Origin of the sequence: Priestia sp. FSL W8-0524, from assembly GCF_038005965.1 — a bacterium.
Taxonomy (GTDB): domain Bacteria; phylum Bacillota; class Bacilli; order Bacillales; family Bacillaceae_H; genus Priestia; species Priestia zanthoxyli.
This window is the reverse complement of sequence record NZ_JBBOUG010000001.1, coordinates 2,194,939-2,209,466: the sequence shown is the minus strand read 5'-3', so window position 1 is coordinate 2,209,466 and position 14,528 is coordinate 2,194,939. Positions and strand designations below refer to the sequence as shown.

The following is a 14,528-nucleotide window of genomic DNA, read 5'->3' as shown; positions in this document are numbered from 1 at the left end:
GTCCTCATGGCACGTTTAGGAAAAGTTCAGCTTTTAATCGAAAAAGAAAGTGATTTTAAGTCTATTGAAGCTACATCTTATCCAGTGGAGAAAGGTGTAGCGATGACGGATCACGTTGAAAAGAAGCCCGGAGAGCTATCGCTTTCCGGGTATATTATTGGTCCTAATTATAAAGCGGATAAAGAGTACCTACAAAACGAAATGAATAAAGGTACCATGTTTACTTATGTAGGGCGCAATGTTGCGAAAAACGTCATCATTACCAGTATAGATGGTGATGTAGACGCAAATATTGCAAATGGTACCGCTATTTCTATTAAGCTACAGGAAATAAGGATAGCAAACACACCATGGGTGAAAGTACAAAATAGTGGAAAACAGAAGCCTGTCACTACAAAACCAGCCAATACGCCTGTTTATCATCTTGTAAAGAAGAATGATACATACTGGGATTGTTGGAAATGGTATGGTACTAGCATTCCACAATTGAGAGCATGGAATAAGTACCCCGATCGTAGAATTCCCATCGGCGTAAAATTAAGAGTCAAATAAATTGAGGTGAAGAAATGCGTGATTACATCCCTATTAGTAAAGGTGCATTACCTGAGCAATTTGAAGTTGAGTTAGCGGATGAAATTTTTGTGTTTGAAGTCAGATATAATCAAACAGGTGATTTCTTTACTATTGATTTATACGATGTAACAAGAAAGCCTATTATTCTAGGAGAAAAGCTTGTTTTAAATGAACCGCTCTGGCAGGATTCAATTGATTCAAGACTGCCAGCTCCTAGCTTAGTTGTTTTAGATGAGTCGGATAAGGAAAAGCGGATTACTTATGAAAACTTCATGGTAACAACCTTTCTTTATATTGATGACGTAGCTCTTGTAGAAGAAGCCCCTATATTAGGAGAAGATGGATGACTAGTCAGTTATTTGGCCGTGTAATCAAAGTGCATATTGAAGGTGATTATAAAGCGGATTTTTCAAACGAGGATTTTCACATTGAGTTTGAAGTACCTTTTGATGATGATGCAACACCTAATCAAGTGACAGTATCTATTTTTAATTTATCAAGTGCCTCCATCAACCACATTAAAAAAGGTAATACATTGATTCTTCAAGCTGGTTATAAATCGGATTATGGTATTTTGTCACAAGGCAAAATTTCTAGTGTCTTAACTAAGCATGATGGAGTAAATAAAATTACGACTATGTATATGACAGAAGGACAAGATTACTCAGGAGTAAAGGTAAAAGCCGCTACGAGTACGGATAAGAAGAGTTTAAAGATTGCTTTTGCAAAAAGAACAAAGGCAGATGCAATTATTAAGCGTCTTGTGAGTGCTTTAGGTATACGACTTGGTGAGATGAAGCTACCTAAGAATATTTCATATCCAAGCAGTTATACCGTTACGGGCAATATTCTTAATAACCTTGAAGAAGTAGTAAAAGACTGTGGAGCAGCTCTTTATTATCGAAAAGGAACGCTGATTATACGTTCCATTAAAGAAGGGACAGACGAGCAGTTTGTACTGGAAGAGGCAACTGGCTTATTAGCTTCACCTGATCGATTTGAGGAAGATGATTATAAGGGATATACGGCTAATTGTTTGCTGCAGCATCGTATTTCTACCGCTTCTATTATCGAAATTAAGAGCAAAACAGCAACTGGTAAATTTAGAGCCAAGAAAGGGAAGCATGTTGCTTCTGGCACAGATTTCAAAACAGAAATGACGGTGATTTGATGGCGCGTGATACAGCTTTCTTTAAAAAGTTAATGGAACATATCGGTGCTCAAATTTCAGTGTGTGCTCCTGCTCAAGTCGTAGCTGTACATGGTAAAACAGCAGATATTAAGCCTCTATTTAAAGAAGATGGAGTAGAACATGCGGTTATCTTAGATGCGCTCATCTTGAAGCATGTAGGTGCAGTAGCAAAAGGCGATATTGTACACGTAAACTTTACCGACCGTGCATTAGACTACTTAAGTAAAAAGCCATTTGATCCGCAGCTTACAAGAAGGCATAGCATAAATGACGCTGTGATTGTAGGTATCTATAATTTATAAAGGAGTGTGACTCATGCCAAAAGCTCCTAAATTACTAAACGGTGACTTAATCATTGAAAATGGCGAATTAGTCATGATTGATGGTGATGAAGAACTTGTTCAATCCGTACAAGCCATTTTAGGCACACGGAAGGGCGAGTTCTTTTTAGATTCTACTCATGGTCTTTCTCATGACAATGTAATAGGGAAGCCTGCTAATCAAAATTTAGCGCGAGACGATATCATTGAGGCATTGATGCAGGAAGAGCGCGTGGCTTCTATTCCCTCTGTCGTATTTGACGATGATAAAGCCAAGCGAAAGCGGAGTGTTAGCCTATCAATTGAGAAAACAAACGGGACACAGCTTTCTTTAGATGGAGGTGAGTTCGATTCTAGATAAAAACGGTTTTAAACGAAAGACCTATCAAGAGTTAAAAAGTGATATGGAAGAGAAATTCAAAGAAGGATTTGGAGCAGACATTAATCTTTCCGCTAGGAGTCCACTAGGCATTTTACTTATGATTTTTGCATGGTTTTTATCTCTTGTTTGGGAATTAGCTGAACGTGTCTACAATTCAGCATTTGTAAGCAAGGCTACAGGCGTTCAATTAGACCGATTAGGACCGTATATAGGTATTTCAAGGAATGGATCTACGCGAGCCTATGGTGAAATTCGCATAAAAGGAACTCCTGGACATGTAGTAGAAGCGGGGAATCAGTTTAAGACGGAACGAGACGTAGTGTTTGACCTCACTGACAACGTTGAAATTGGTTCAGATACGTTTGGTATAGGACCGATAGAATGCACTGTAGCGGGCGGAATTGGGAATGTAGGGTCTAATGAAATTATCGTTATTGTAAATCCAAGCGATAAAGTAGAAGCGGTAACTAATTTAGAAGCTACATTTGGCGGTGAAGAAGAGGAAACTGACTCAGAATTTAGGAAAAGATATTTTCAATCCGGTTCTCAAGGTACATCTTTAATTGATGAAGTTCTTGAAGTGCCAGGAGTACGTTATGCATTAATTAACCAAAACGTTTATGCAACTGAGCACAACGGAATACCTCCTCATGCGATTGCGCCCTTTGTTTTTGGTGGAAATGATTTAGATGTGGCTGCTGCTATCTTTCGAAAAAAAGCCGGAGGAATCCAATCTTTTGGGACAACGATTGTAGATATAACAGATTCTCAAGGGATTATTCATTCAATTGGCTTTAGCCGACCTATTTTTGTTGATATCTATGTAAAAGTAAAAGTCACACCAGGCGCTGCCTTCCCTTCAAACGGAAAGTCTTTACTACAACAAACCATAGTTGATTACTTATCTAACTTGTCGATTGGTGATGATGTAGTGTTATCAAAGCTTATTCGTATCACTTCGACAATAGAGGGCATTGACGACTTAGAAATTGTTCTTTCAACGGATGGAATCAGCTATAACGTTCAAAACATTGCGATAGGAACAGATTCAGTGGCGCGCACAAGTCTAGACAAGGTTGTGGTCACGTGACGTTATTTAAAGACATGATTTCTAAGCTAACGGATCTATTCACGAAAAATGAGAATAGTAACATCGGTAAAATCATACGGGTATTCTCTGATGAATTAGAACAGGTTCAAGCAACTCTAGAAAAGACGGAGCAATGGCGTGATATTGACGATGCAGAAGGAACCACACTAGACCTTATTGGTGAAAATGTTGGGCAGATGCGTGACAACTCTTCTGATGAACAATTTCGCTTGCTGATTAAAACGAAAATCTTTTCTAACTTATCTGTAGGCGATATTGAATCCGTTAATCAACTGCTTCGTATTTATTTAGGTGATCAGTTCGTTAGTGTAGAGGAAGGCTGGCAGTTAGAAGGGACACCTTTTGACGGACAAGCGGCTATGCTATTTATCACGGTAAAAGGTGATGGGAACTTAAACGGTATACCTTTTGAACATACATCCCGCATTGTAGGGGACGGGATAGGAACGACATGGAATTATGTATTTGAACGTGCGTTATTAACAGAACGTTCCTATAAGCGGTGGGTATTCCCCTACGAAAACTTTACTGGTCAAATGGTAGCTGGTACGGAAGAAGTTATTCCAAACCAAAACAGACTTTATCAGCAGTCGTTAGGTATAAGCAGCTCTTATGTAGCCGCGTTTAATGAGTATGTGATTGCTAGTGAAAATACGATTATGGGTGACAATATAGCCTTATTTGTAGGGCAGGATCTCACTTTGAGTCGTTTCTATGCTGCTACACAAAATGATTATCAACTTTGCGGTGGATTAGAAGAAAATCAAGCAACACAGTACCAGGCAGGCATTGATTGTCAGCGTGGTTATTTTGCGTTGGATCAACCTTATCCTATTTGCGGAGAAACTAATGCGGAAGGAGTGAGATAAATGGCTATTACAACGATTGGACACTCGAAGACAAAGAATTTTATTAAAACGCTAGTAAAAGAAGGGCGTTATACCTTGAACGGTGTGCAATACAAAACACCGCTGTATAAAGTAGAGCTAATAGGTGATGTAATCAAATTTTATTTATATCTAGACGAAACGGTTGTGGGTAATCTAACACGTTTTGAGCTATTAGATAAAGATGGAGATACATTTGATGACACTCCAGATAACATTTCAAAGCCGGAAATACGCGGGTTGTTAATTGAATTTCAATATACCTTAAAAAAGATTTAGGAGGCCTGACACTCTATGACATATCAAAAAACTTTTTGGAAAGATAGAATACGAGACTCTCAAGGCAACATCATACAAGAAGGCACACCAGTTTCTGCAGGTCATTTAAATAATATGGAAAACGGAATTGCTGCTGCTCATGAGCTACTAACAGAGCAAGAAAAAGAAACCTTTTTGCTATCTTGTGGGTTAAATGTACTGAATTCGCCTGACGGATCACCGCTAGATATTGAGATTCAGGGACAAACTTTAATAAGTCTAGGAAATAGCCCGCTTGAAGGTGGAAAAAAATATGTTCTATCAGATCCGCAATACACTGCTATTGTAGACGGAACGACCTATCAAGGTGTATCAAAGTTTGAAAGCAAAAATACGAAGCCAACAATTATTCGAACAGCCAATTTTAAAGATAAAGCAGATGGGAATTTTTACGAAAGTCCGCATGTCTTTAAATGGTTGTCTGTAGGAATGTCAGAACTAGCTCCCCCCAATCACCCTGATTTTCAAGAGCTAACTAAAAGTAGTTCGTGGGATGGCTATGGTAACGTTGCTAAATTAGATGACAATTTGGTAAATGCCGGTGGAAGAAGTGGTAACGGCGAAATTGCTCAGCAATTGGGTCAACTTAACTTACTTGCCGAAGTGGAGCGGAAAATGGGTATTATCCCTAAAGAATCGCTACCCGATAAGGTTCAATGGTTAAAAGACTATGTTGAGGAAGTCAGTTTTAATTGGTGGGGATATGGCGAGTCATATAAAGGATACAGAGTAGATATTGTTCCTTGGAATGATGTTTTATCCTCTTGGACGACTCCGTGGTCTGGTCATTTAGCTTCAGAAACAGCGAAAATGCCAGTTGTTTTATATGGCATTAATTTAATTAATGGAATTAACAACGAAGGTATCCTTAGTTTTCTTGCCTATTCACAAGCATCGGATGGAATCAAATCGTCTACAGTCAATACGAATTACGTAGATTTTGATATTAAATTAAAACCATCAGCTACCTTTAAAACATCACGTATTCCTTTATATGAGGTACCCCAAACAGAGTACGATAAGATTTTAGTTGATTGGGATGCAGCCGCTGTTAAAAAGCGTTATCCGTCAGTAGAAGGTATTCAGTCCTTGCAAAATCCTGTTGTTTCAATTGAAGGAGAAAACTTACTACCTCCTTTATCTGAATGGGCACTTCACCCAAGTCAAACCTCAAAGGTAACAGGAAGCTATGAGTTAGAGTTAAACGCGACAGAACGTGACCAGTTCACAGAAATTATTATTCCTTTATTACCTAACCAAAAGTATTTTTACACCGGAAATCTAGAGCCTAATATTGATATTGCGATGCCTTTTCGTGTGCATATTTATTTAGAGGGCGATATCTTGTATAACGCTGCTCCTATAACTGGTGGGTTTACAACACCTTCAAATGCCAAATACGCGAGTGTTCGGATTACAAACGACATTACTGTTCCTAACGGTAAGATTATCTTTTCAGAGCCAATGCTTACATTAGGTGATAAAGAAAAAGCATTTGTCCCACGTAATCCCGCTTATTTGTATACAGAAACCACTCTTCGTGGTTTTAATGGCGTTAATGATTTGTTGTATCAAGCGGACGGCCGGTGGAAGGTTTTAAACAACTGCAAGGAAGATATTTTAGATGGATCAAAAAGTTGGGACTTTGCAGAAAATCATCAAGGATACAAAACAGTTCGTTCTACAGTCTGGAATGAAAAGAAAGATACAGAAATTGTGATTAATCCATTCGGTAAGAAAATCAATCATGCTTATCCAGGTTTTGATAAGGATCAGAGTTATATGAGTGGTGGGCTGCTTTATCTAACACTTTCAGACGTTGATACAGGATTTAATTCTGCTTATACACCTACAGGATTAGAGGTTGCTGCCTATTTTAACGGTTGGAAAGTTAAAACAGTTGATGGGAACAATAAACCTACAGGATGGATTTCAGTAGTAGATGGAACAGATGCGCCAACCCAAGCCCTTGATTATGTGAAAATAAATAAGGCACCTGGTTATACAGGTTATCGCCTTCTCTATCAACTTGCTTCTCCAGGAGTAATTGATGTGACAGATAAAATTGAGGGGGCACTGAGTGTGAGTGGCCAAGTTCAAATCTCTACAGATAGCGGTGTTGTTATTCGAGAAAAAGTTACTCCTACTATAAACGGAGATTACTTTGAATTTAACTTTTTTAATCACCCTACTATCCCAGATGCAAAATTAAAAAATAAGGCTAAAAATATATTAGCTGTATATGAAAATGGTATTCCATTTCTTTTATTTAATAAGTGGAGTGATAAGTATGCCTATGGCAAGTATCGTATTTCTATTCACAAAGGCAATTATGATCCAACTGCTGATTATTACATTACTTACTTGATACAGGAAAAAGAAACGGTTACAACAAATCCGGTCAATGTACTTGCTACTTATAACACAAGCATCCGCTCAACAGTGAATCAAATGAATGAGCAGCTTGCTGATGTTAAAACATTAGCAAGTGTCCATGACCGCTATTTATATAAATTACTACTTGCTGCTAAGGCAAATGGATGGAGTGTGTAAAGTATGAATGCACCTATGATGAGTGTTGATGAACTGCTTGTGTATTATCGTCAAAAGCTAGGAATTACAGAGGCTCAAGAAAAACAAATGATAGCAGAAATTCAAGACGATAGCGCACCTACACAGGATATGAGTAATATTGGCGAAATGGTAGCTATCAACATGGAAGATAGCCAAGCTGTAGCTGAAATGGTTGGTTCGTTATTAATGGATATGGAGCAATTAAAAGCAGATAATCAAGAACTAAAAGCAGAATTGGAGGCAATGAAACAATGATTACATTCTACACAACATGCATTATTTTACGTGACTTTTCATTTGACCGCGTGCCATCTATTTATAAAGAGCAAGTGAAAGCGGAGGTAGTGGCCGCTGGATATCCTGAAAAAGTGGGTGTATACCCAGAAGAAACACCTACAGAAGAACAGACAACTGATGAACAACCTGTGGTAAACGCTGAATAGGCGTTGTTTTTTATGGGAATAAATTACTTCCCCCTTTATAATTAAAAATATAAGGGGGAAGTTAATTTGAGTAAAATTAAATGGTATGAAGATGAAGAACAAAAAGAGTTTGTATTAAATAGATTTAAAGAAGAATTAAATATCCGTGCTTGTTGGGTTATTCAAGCACATGAACATATTTCCTCATTGCGTAAAAACGGTAAAAATAATGAACAACTTATAATAAAAGAAGCTATGGATTTAATTAGCAATGCAGTTGTCATGGACCGTATTACCGATAAAAATGCAATTGGTGCAAGAGATCACGAGGTGTCCCGTGTAAAGAAACGAGTAGCTCTAATTCGCGATAAGTGGCCAAATCTTCCTGAAAAACCACCTGAAGGTTTAAGGAAGGTAAGAAATGCTTATGAACACTTTGATGCTAAATTAGATGATTGGGCCACAAAATCTAAAAGGCAATTCATTTTGGACTCAAGTGTTTTGAACACTAATACAGAGTTAGATTATAAAGAACTAGGTATTAAAAGGTTTGAAAGTTTACGAACGTTGCGTGGTAATACACTTTATTATTGTGATAGTAAAGTGGATTTGGATCAAGTGGTTGCATGGGCAGCACAAATAGTATATTCCATTCATAGATAAGGGGGCTTAGGCCCTCTTTTTCTCTGCAAAAAAGGAGGCTGATTATGAAACTATCAGCAGAAGTATTTGATTTAAAGGATTTAGCTACACCAGCGGTTAGTTTCGCTGGCATTACAGGTGGATCTGTAGGAGTCGTATTAGGAATGATTTATGGTGATAACACAATTAATGTTATGGCAGCTTTGTTGTTATTTTCTATCGTAGGTTTAGATTGGGCTGGGGCTATTGCAGCTGCTATTAAAGATGGCACCTATTCTAGCGAATATGGAAAAGTTGGCGTTATTCGCACAGTTGTTATTTTAGTCCTCCCTGTAATTGGTCGCTTAATGGATTTAGTTATTGGTACTCCAAATGTGGCTTTTTTATTTATTACAGGGGGCTTAATTTATCACAACTTTATGAGTATGACAGCTAACTTTGCTAGAGCTGGTTTTGAAAAATGGATTCCAAATAAGATGCTTCAAGCTGTAGCATCTGAAATAGAGGCTAAGATTACACGCTCAGAGGGTCGTAGAGAAGCGATTAGCCCTAACTCAATAGAATCACCTTCATTAACGCCTGCTACCCCTGTAGCGCCAATAGAAACTCCTGAAAACCCATTAATTTCTACAGAATTAAAAAACGACACATCAAGAGCTGAATAAAACTCAAGCCGCTACTTAGATAGCGGCTTTTTTATATACACATTTTTAAAATATCGGAGGTAATTAGCATGGCTAAATTGAAACGTATTTTTTGGGACAAAGGACACGGCAGTAAAGATCCAGGTGCAACTGATAATGGACTGCAAGAGAAAGTATTGGTACACAAGATTGTAGAATATGCGATGGCTTTTTTATTGGCTTATTATACAGGCTTTGTACAAAAGACAAGTCGTACAGGTGACACATATCCCACTTTGCCTGAACGAGCTAAAATGGCAAAAGATTTTGATGCTGATGTATTTGTAAGTGTTCATATTAATGCAGCTAGTGGCAAAGGAAACGGCTATGAAAGCTATGTATATAACAAAAAAGTAACTAAGGAATCGAGAGAACTCCAAGACTCTTTAAACACTGAAATTCTAGCAGCTATGCGAAAGTTTGGTGGTATTAAAGCGCATGGAGGAGATATGGAACGTGAGGCTAACTTATCTGTTTTACGCAACTCTTATCCTATCCCTGGCGTGTTAACTGAAAACCTATATATCGATTCATCTGACCATGTTTATTTACAGAATGAAGAGTTTTTAAAAGCTGTGGGCCATGCACATGCCGTTGGAGTTGCTAAATTCTTAGGATTAAGCAAGAAAGACGGAGCAAATGATCCTGCTGAACCAAAGCCAGTTGTAGTTGAAGCGCCTGCAGAAAAAGTAGACAGCGTAATTATTGAAAAGCCAAAAGCTACAGGTGACAGCGGTATGAAGTCTATTCAAGTCACACTAAACACACGCTATGCTGCTGGTTTAGCTGTAGACGGCTTATATGGTCCTGCCACAAAGAAAGCCCTAGTAAAAGGGTTACAAACAGAACTAAATAAGCAATATGGAGCTAAGTTAGCTGTGGATGGTATTTTTGGAAGTGGCACTGCAGCGGCCGTTGTAAATGTAAGTCACGGTGCTCGTGGAAATATCACGTGGATCCTGCAAGCTACTCTTTATGCTTTGGGCTATGACACAAAAGGTGTAGATGGCGTATTTGGCAACGGAACAACGAAAGCGGTTGAAGCATTCCAGAAGAATAGCGGTATTTCTACAGATGGAATTGCTGGAAGAAATACATTTAATAAATTACTTGTGTAAGCCCAGCAGAAAATCGTTAGTATTTCTAAAAAGTATAGAGCTTTATAAATAGGTAAAAGCATCAAAGCTTATTTCCACAATATGCTTTGATGCTTTCAAAATTTTAGTTTATATTCATTTCTTAAAAATATTCATATCGTATTGATAGCTATAGACTTATCCTATGGGATCTCTTATTTTATCTTTATCTTTATGATAATCCCATTGACGGTCTTCTAATTTTCTTTCTTCAGCGCTTCTTCCTAACAAATCATCGTAGTAGTTAACTTTATCTCTACTTTCACCAAATTTGCGTGCACTATGAGCAACAGCCTCTGCAAATTCTTTTTGTTGCCTCACCTGTTCTTCTTCCCATTTTTTACGCCTTCCCTCTGCTGAGTAAGGGTCAACGATTTCTTCGTCATCATCTGTTCTATGCCTAGAAAAGCTATCATTACTTGTAAAACTATTATATGTATTTGTGTATGTGTTCTCTTTTACTAAAGTGTCTTTATTAGACTCATATTCATCTGAAGAATCGTCATACGGTTCAAATGTATAAGGAGAATACCCTGCTGCTATTAATTGGCCATGATTCCATCTTTCATGAGCTTTTTCAAGAGAAGTTACCTTATATTTAAAAAAGGATCTATACATACTTTCAAGACATTTATCAAGTTGATAAACACTTAAATCATAAGGTAAAATCCTCCTAAAGTCTGCCGCTATTTGTTCTCTTGAATCTTGACTCTTGTTAAATAGAATTGGATATTGTGCCTTAAGATTATTAACTGGAACCTCAACTTCTTGATAATAACGTTTCTGTTCTTTTTTCTCCAAATTTTTCGAAATCGGCATACTAATGATTAGGTAAAGAATTGGATAACAAATAGCAAATCCAAAGACAAAAGACACTGCTACCCATACAATAAAATTCTCGAACAAATTATACCCTGTAGGGAATGAATTCACTATAAACAACCCAATAACACCTGGTATGGTTACAGGGTTTATTCTACCTTCCTTATTAATAACTAGACGGCTGAAGAGTGTAGGTTGCTGTTTCTTTTTTTCTTTCTCCCAGTTAGCCCCAACGAGTTTGTTTCTCTCTTCAGCAATTTTTTGATTTATGTCCTTTATGGTTTTCTCTTCTTGTTGCAATCTTTTTAAACGATTCATTGCCTCCTCTAGTTGTCCTACAATTTTCTGTCGATTTTCTTCTGCTAAGTTGTTTTTGTAACGTTGCAAATACTTTCCTCCTTAAATAGACTTAGGTAAATATACCTCATAATGGTTCTTATGTAAATATATTCTCTGTTGAACAATATTAAATGAATTATTTCTTGCTGTATCTAACATTTCTCTTTTTCGCATCCCGCTAAAAACAAGCCAAAATCTATTGTGCTAATTAACAATTCCTTTTTCAAATTACCCTTGCTTCTAATTAGTCAATTTCACCTATTGAAATAATTTGCAGTATAAAACTTTTGCAATGAATTGTAACTAGTTTTTAGAACTGTACTTTTTTATAGAAAGTCTAAAACACTATTAAGTAGGCAATTATCAGTTGCAAATTTAATAGGATTTCATAGCTTAGTTAATATAAGGAGGAAAAGACAATGACAAAACGCATTTTTTGGGATAAAGGGCACGGAGGACAAGATTCAGGAGCAGTAGGAAATGGACTGGAGGAAAAACAGCTTACACACGAAATTGTTGAATATGCCATGGATTTTCTCTCATCTAACTACACAGGTTTTATACAAAAGACAAGCCGTACAGGTGACACATATCCATCCTTAACAGAGCGTGCCAGAATGGCAAATGATTGGAATGCAGATGTTTTTGTTAGTGTGCATATTAATGCTGGTGGAGGAAGTGGATATGAAAGTTATGTTCATACTACTAAAGCAAGCAAAGCATCTATTTCTCTTCAAAACTATTTAAATAATGCAATATTAAGTGCAATGCGTAATTTTGGGAATATCAAAGCGCATGGTGGAGACATGGTCAGAGAGGCTAACTATTCAGTATTACGTAATACAAATGCACCTGCTGTATTAACAGAAAATTTATATATCGATTCATCTGACTCTATGTATTTAAAAAATGAACAATTTTTAAAAGCAGTAGGGCAGGCACATGCAATTGGTGTTGCTAAATTTCTTAATTTACCAAGTAAATCAGTACCCCAAAAAACACCAACATCTGTTCAGTTACCAGCAAAATCGGAGGCTATTGGTACAGTCAAAGTACTAGTCGATGATCTATGGTACTACAACAAGCCTGACTGGAACGCAAAGGTAGGGAAAGTTAAAAAGGGTGATGTATTCACAGTTGTTAATAAAATCAAAGTAAATACCGCTTATATGTACCATTTAATTAGTGGCACATACATCACAGCTGCAACGAAATATGTGAAGTTTACTAAGAAATAAGTAAATTACAAGCTGTTTTGAAATCTCAAGTTTATTGATATTAAATGATCACTATTTTTCCCACGGATGTAAAACGTACTAGAAAAAACGAAGAAGGGCATTTTTCATTAATGTCATGCTGTTTTTCATAACTATTTAAAACCTATTGTTTATCTTTGAAAAAATATGTAAAATGTTAGTATTATAGACTCATAAAATTGGAAGAGGTAAAATGTTGTGGGATTATTAATGGTTATAGGAATATTATTAGTTCTAGTATTGATTAGATTGATCTTTGGCAAAAATGATTTTACGAGTGAATTAATAAGAGGGATTTCTAAAAAGTTAGGTAAGAAGGTACTTATCTTTGGTGTCGTAGGAGGCGTTGCATTACTTATATTTATTCAGATGGAAAAGAAAAGCCATGAGGCCTATAGAGAGTCTATCCAAGAGCAACAACAATATGATATAGAGCAATACGAAAAAAATGAAGCTGAACAATTTAGGAGAGCAGTCGACCCTGTTACAGCAAAATTCGGGAAAAAATGGATATTAGTTGAAGCTGAAGAAGATCAGGATTTTGAATCTGGCCCGGTTACTTCCCTGGATGAAATAAAAGATTATTCTGTGGAATTTAGCATAATTAATGAATGGGAAGGGGAAATTTTAATTAGTTATTTAAAAAATGGTGAGCAAAAGAACCAAACTTATGCTATTAACTACGATACGGAAGGCATGGAATCCAACCCTGTAGGTATGTCCGCAGACATAGGAGGAAATGGCACGGATTTAGAAATAAAATCTCCACGATCGTCTGCTCGAATAGCTGAGTGTCCTGAATGTAAAAGGTTTCGCTTCTCTGTTTTTGATGATACATTGACTGAAGAAACACCGTTCGTTTCGGGTCTATATCAACCTTCTGAATAATTTTAATTAAAAGGATTTCGTCATGGAAGCTACAGATGACAAATACGCAAATATAGATGTAACAAAAGTTTATGAATACAAAGATTTACCGGATAAAATTTCTGGTCGCTGTGATAACTGCGGCAGCGTAAAGTTTAAAAGTAGCGTAGGTGGAGGTAAGCTTCTACGTGAATGTACAAATTGTGAAATAAAAAAAATATTTAAAGCATATAAAAGCCCTTATGATTAACATAAGGGCTTTTATATGCTTTAAATATTTACTTTTTCTTTTGCATTTCGATTGTTAATAAACTTCTTAGAGATTGCATAACATTCTTCTATGTGAGAGTCTCCCAAGTATTTCATAGAGGCAAAGCTAATTCCTGCAGCTGCAGCCTGTCCAACGATAGGAACGAATTTAGCTATTGATTTAGTAGCGACTTTGGCGCCCACTTTTTTTAACAGTTGAGCTACTAATTGTTTTGTAATAACCTTACCTGCTAACTCACTCCCTAATGAGGTAATAATAACTATCAATATACGTTGAGTTTCTAAATCTAACTCATCAATTTGTTCTGGGGTCAAACCAAATTTTTTATTAATTGAGTTTATCAATTCGAACATTATTGCTACATCAGCACTAATATCAACTCCTGGCAAAGGTATAGCTGCTGCTACACTTGAAAGAGAAGCTCTTTTTTTTACCATTTTTTTAGCTTCCTTTTTTACACGTTCTAGTTCTGATAACGAAGTAATCACGTTAACCCCTCCAAAAAATATGTGCATTTTATTACACTTGTTATATCGGATCGAACTTCAATATTTTTACTGTTAATAAAAGCGAACCTTCTTCCAATCAGAATCTAACAGCGAAACAATTATCTGAAGCAGAATTGTGGACAGGTGTATTTTACAGGAGTACACTTTACAATGATAGTTATTTCACTATCATTACTTTACTGTTTGACAATGTAATGTTGTCGAGACCCTTTGTTATCCCCCAG

Annotated in this window: 19 protein-coding genes; 17 read left to right on the top strand and 2 right to left on the bottom strand. The window is 36.7% G+C overall.

The features are described from left to right. Nucleotides 1-6 precede the first annotated feature (6 nt). From NST66_RS11125 to NST66_RS11060, 14 genes are all read left to right on the top strand, one after another. On the top strand, nucleotides 7-552 hold the full coding sequence (locus tag NST66_RS11125) for a phage baseplate protein (RefSeq protein WP_340843336.1): 546 nt from the start codon (nucleotides 7-9) through the stop codon (nucleotides 550-552). Nucleotides 553-566: 14 nt separating this feature from the next. After that, the gene (locus NST66_RS11120; RefSeq protein WP_340843335.1) at nucleotides 567-920 is read left to right on the top strand and encodes a phage baseplate plug family protein; all 354 of its coding nucleotides are present in this window, start codon (nucleotides 567-569) and stop codon (nucleotides 918-920) included. Beyond that, nucleotides 917-1,744 carry a phage protein gene (locus NST66_RS11115; protein ID WP_340843334.1) on the top strand — a complete coding sequence of 276 codons (828 nt, stop codon included), beginning with the start codon at nucleotides 917-919 and terminating at the stop codon, nucleotides 1,742-1,744. The genes NST66_RS11120 and NST66_RS11115 overlap by 4 nt, the downstream gene beginning before the upstream one ends. Further along, the gene (locus NST66_RS11110) at nucleotides 1,744-2,067 is read left to right on the top strand and encodes a hypothetical protein (RefSeq protein WP_340843333.1); all 324 of its coding nucleotides are present in this window, start codon (nucleotides 1,744-1,746) and stop codon (nucleotides 2,065-2,067) included. The genes NST66_RS11115 and NST66_RS11110 overlap by 1 nt, the downstream gene beginning before the upstream one ends. Nucleotides 2,068-2,080: 13 nt before the next feature. After that, nucleotides 2,081-2,446: a DUF2634 domain-containing protein gene (locus tag NST66_RS11105; RefSeq protein ID WP_340843332.1), complete on the top strand. Its 366-nt coding sequence runs from the start codon at nucleotides 2,081-2,083 to the stop codon at nucleotides 2,444-2,446. After that, nucleotides 2,427-3,557, top strand: coding sequence for a baseplate J/gp47 family protein (locus NST66_RS11100; protein ID WP_340843331.1), 1,131 nt, complete (start codon nucleotides 2,427-2,429; stop codon nucleotides 3,555-3,557). Before NST66_RS11105 ends, NST66_RS11100 begins: the two co-directional genes overlap by 20 nt. Continuing rightward, nucleotides 3,554-4,447: a hypothetical protein gene (locus NST66_RS11095; RefSeq protein ID WP_340843330.1), complete on the top strand. Its 894-nt coding sequence runs from the start codon at nucleotides 3,554-3,556 to the stop codon at nucleotides 4,445-4,447. Before NST66_RS11100 ends, NST66_RS11095 begins: the two co-directional genes overlap by 4 nt. Further along, nucleotides 4,448-4,744 (top strand): hypothetical protein, encoded by a 297-nt coding sequence (locus NST66_RS11090; RefSeq protein ID WP_281998688.1) that lies wholly within the window; start codon nucleotides 4,448-4,450, stop codon nucleotides 4,742-4,744. Between the two features lie 15 nt (nucleotides 4,745-4,759). Further along, a complete protein-coding gene (locus NST66_RS11085; RefSeq protein WP_340843329.1) occupies nucleotides 4,760-7,336 on the top strand; it encodes a hypothetical protein in 2,577 nt (858 codons plus the stop codon). 3 nt (nucleotides 7,337-7,339) lie between these two features. Continuing rightward, a complete protein-coding gene (locus NST66_RS11080; RefSeq protein WP_281998690.1) occupies nucleotides 7,340-7,612 on the top strand; it encodes a hypothetical protein in 273 nt (90 codons plus the stop codon). Then, nucleotides 7,609-7,800 carry a hypothetical protein gene (locus NST66_RS11075; protein ID WP_340843328.1) on the top strand — a complete coding sequence of 64 codons (192 nt, stop codon included), beginning with the start codon at nucleotides 7,609-7,611 and terminating at the stop codon, nucleotides 7,798-7,800. The genes NST66_RS11080 and NST66_RS11075 overlap by 4 nt, the downstream gene beginning before the upstream one ends. A 66-nt stretch (nucleotides 7,801-7,866) precedes the next feature. Next, entirely contained in the window at nucleotides 7,867-8,442 is a 576-nt protein-coding gene (locus tag NST66_RS11070) for a hypothetical protein (RefSeq protein ID WP_340843327.1), read from the top strand. A 44-nt stretch (nucleotides 8,443-8,486) separates the two neighbouring features. Beyond that, nucleotides 8,487-9,086 carry a phage holin family protein gene (locus tag NST66_RS11065; RefSeq protein WP_340843326.1) on the top strand — a complete coding sequence of 200 codons (600 nt, stop codon included), beginning with the start codon at nucleotides 8,487-8,489 and terminating at the stop codon, nucleotides 9,084-9,086. A gap of 68 nt (nucleotides 9,087-9,154) precedes the next feature. Continuing rightward, on the top strand, nucleotides 9,155-10,222 hold the full coding sequence (locus NST66_RS11060; protein ID WP_340843325.1) for an N-acetylmuramoyl-L-alanine amidase: 1,068 nt from the start codon (nucleotides 9,155-9,157) through the stop codon (nucleotides 10,220-10,222). A gap of 156 nt (nucleotides 10,223-10,378) precedes the next feature. Here NST66_RS11060 and NST66_RS11055 read toward each other — a convergent pair whose 3' ends face one another. Continuing rightward, on the bottom strand, nucleotides 10,379-11,449 hold the full coding sequence (locus tag NST66_RS11055; protein ID WP_340843324.1) for a hypothetical protein: 1,071 nt from the start codon (nucleotides 11,447-11,449) through the stop codon (nucleotides 10,379-10,381). 371 nt (nucleotides 11,450-11,820) lie between these two features. Here NST66_RS11055 and NST66_RS11050 point away from each other — a divergent pair, with 371 nt between their 5' ends. The 3 genes from NST66_RS11050 to NST66_RS11040 all read left to right on the top strand — a co-directional run bounded on the left by NST66_RS11050 (nucleotide 11,821) and on the right by NST66_RS11040 (nucleotide 13,774). Further along, complete coding sequence (locus NST66_RS11050; protein WP_340843323.1) at nucleotides 11,821-12,639, top strand: N-acetylmuramoyl-L-alanine amidase; 819 nt, start codon at nucleotides 11,821-11,823, stop codon at nucleotides 12,637-12,639. A gap of 216 nt (nucleotides 12,640-12,855) precedes the next feature. Beyond that, a complete protein-coding gene (locus NST66_RS11045; RefSeq protein WP_340843322.1) occupies nucleotides 12,856-13,545 on the top strand; it encodes a hypothetical protein in 690 nt (229 codons plus the stop codon). Nucleotides 13,546-13,567: 22 nt separating this feature from the next. After that, nucleotides 13,568-13,774, top strand: coding sequence for a hypothetical protein (locus NST66_RS11040; RefSeq protein ID WP_340843321.1), 207 nt, complete (start codon nucleotides 13,568-13,570; stop codon nucleotides 13,772-13,774). A gap of 20 nt (nucleotides 13,775-13,794) precedes the next feature. Here the strand turns inward: NST66_RS11040 and NST66_RS11035 are convergent, their stop codons facing one another. Further along, a complete protein-coding gene (locus NST66_RS11035; RefSeq protein WP_275037482.1) occupies nucleotides 13,795-14,283 on the bottom strand; it encodes a DUF697 domain-containing protein in 489 nt (162 codons plus the stop codon). Between the last annotated feature and the right edge of the window lie 245 nt (nucleotides 14,284-14,528).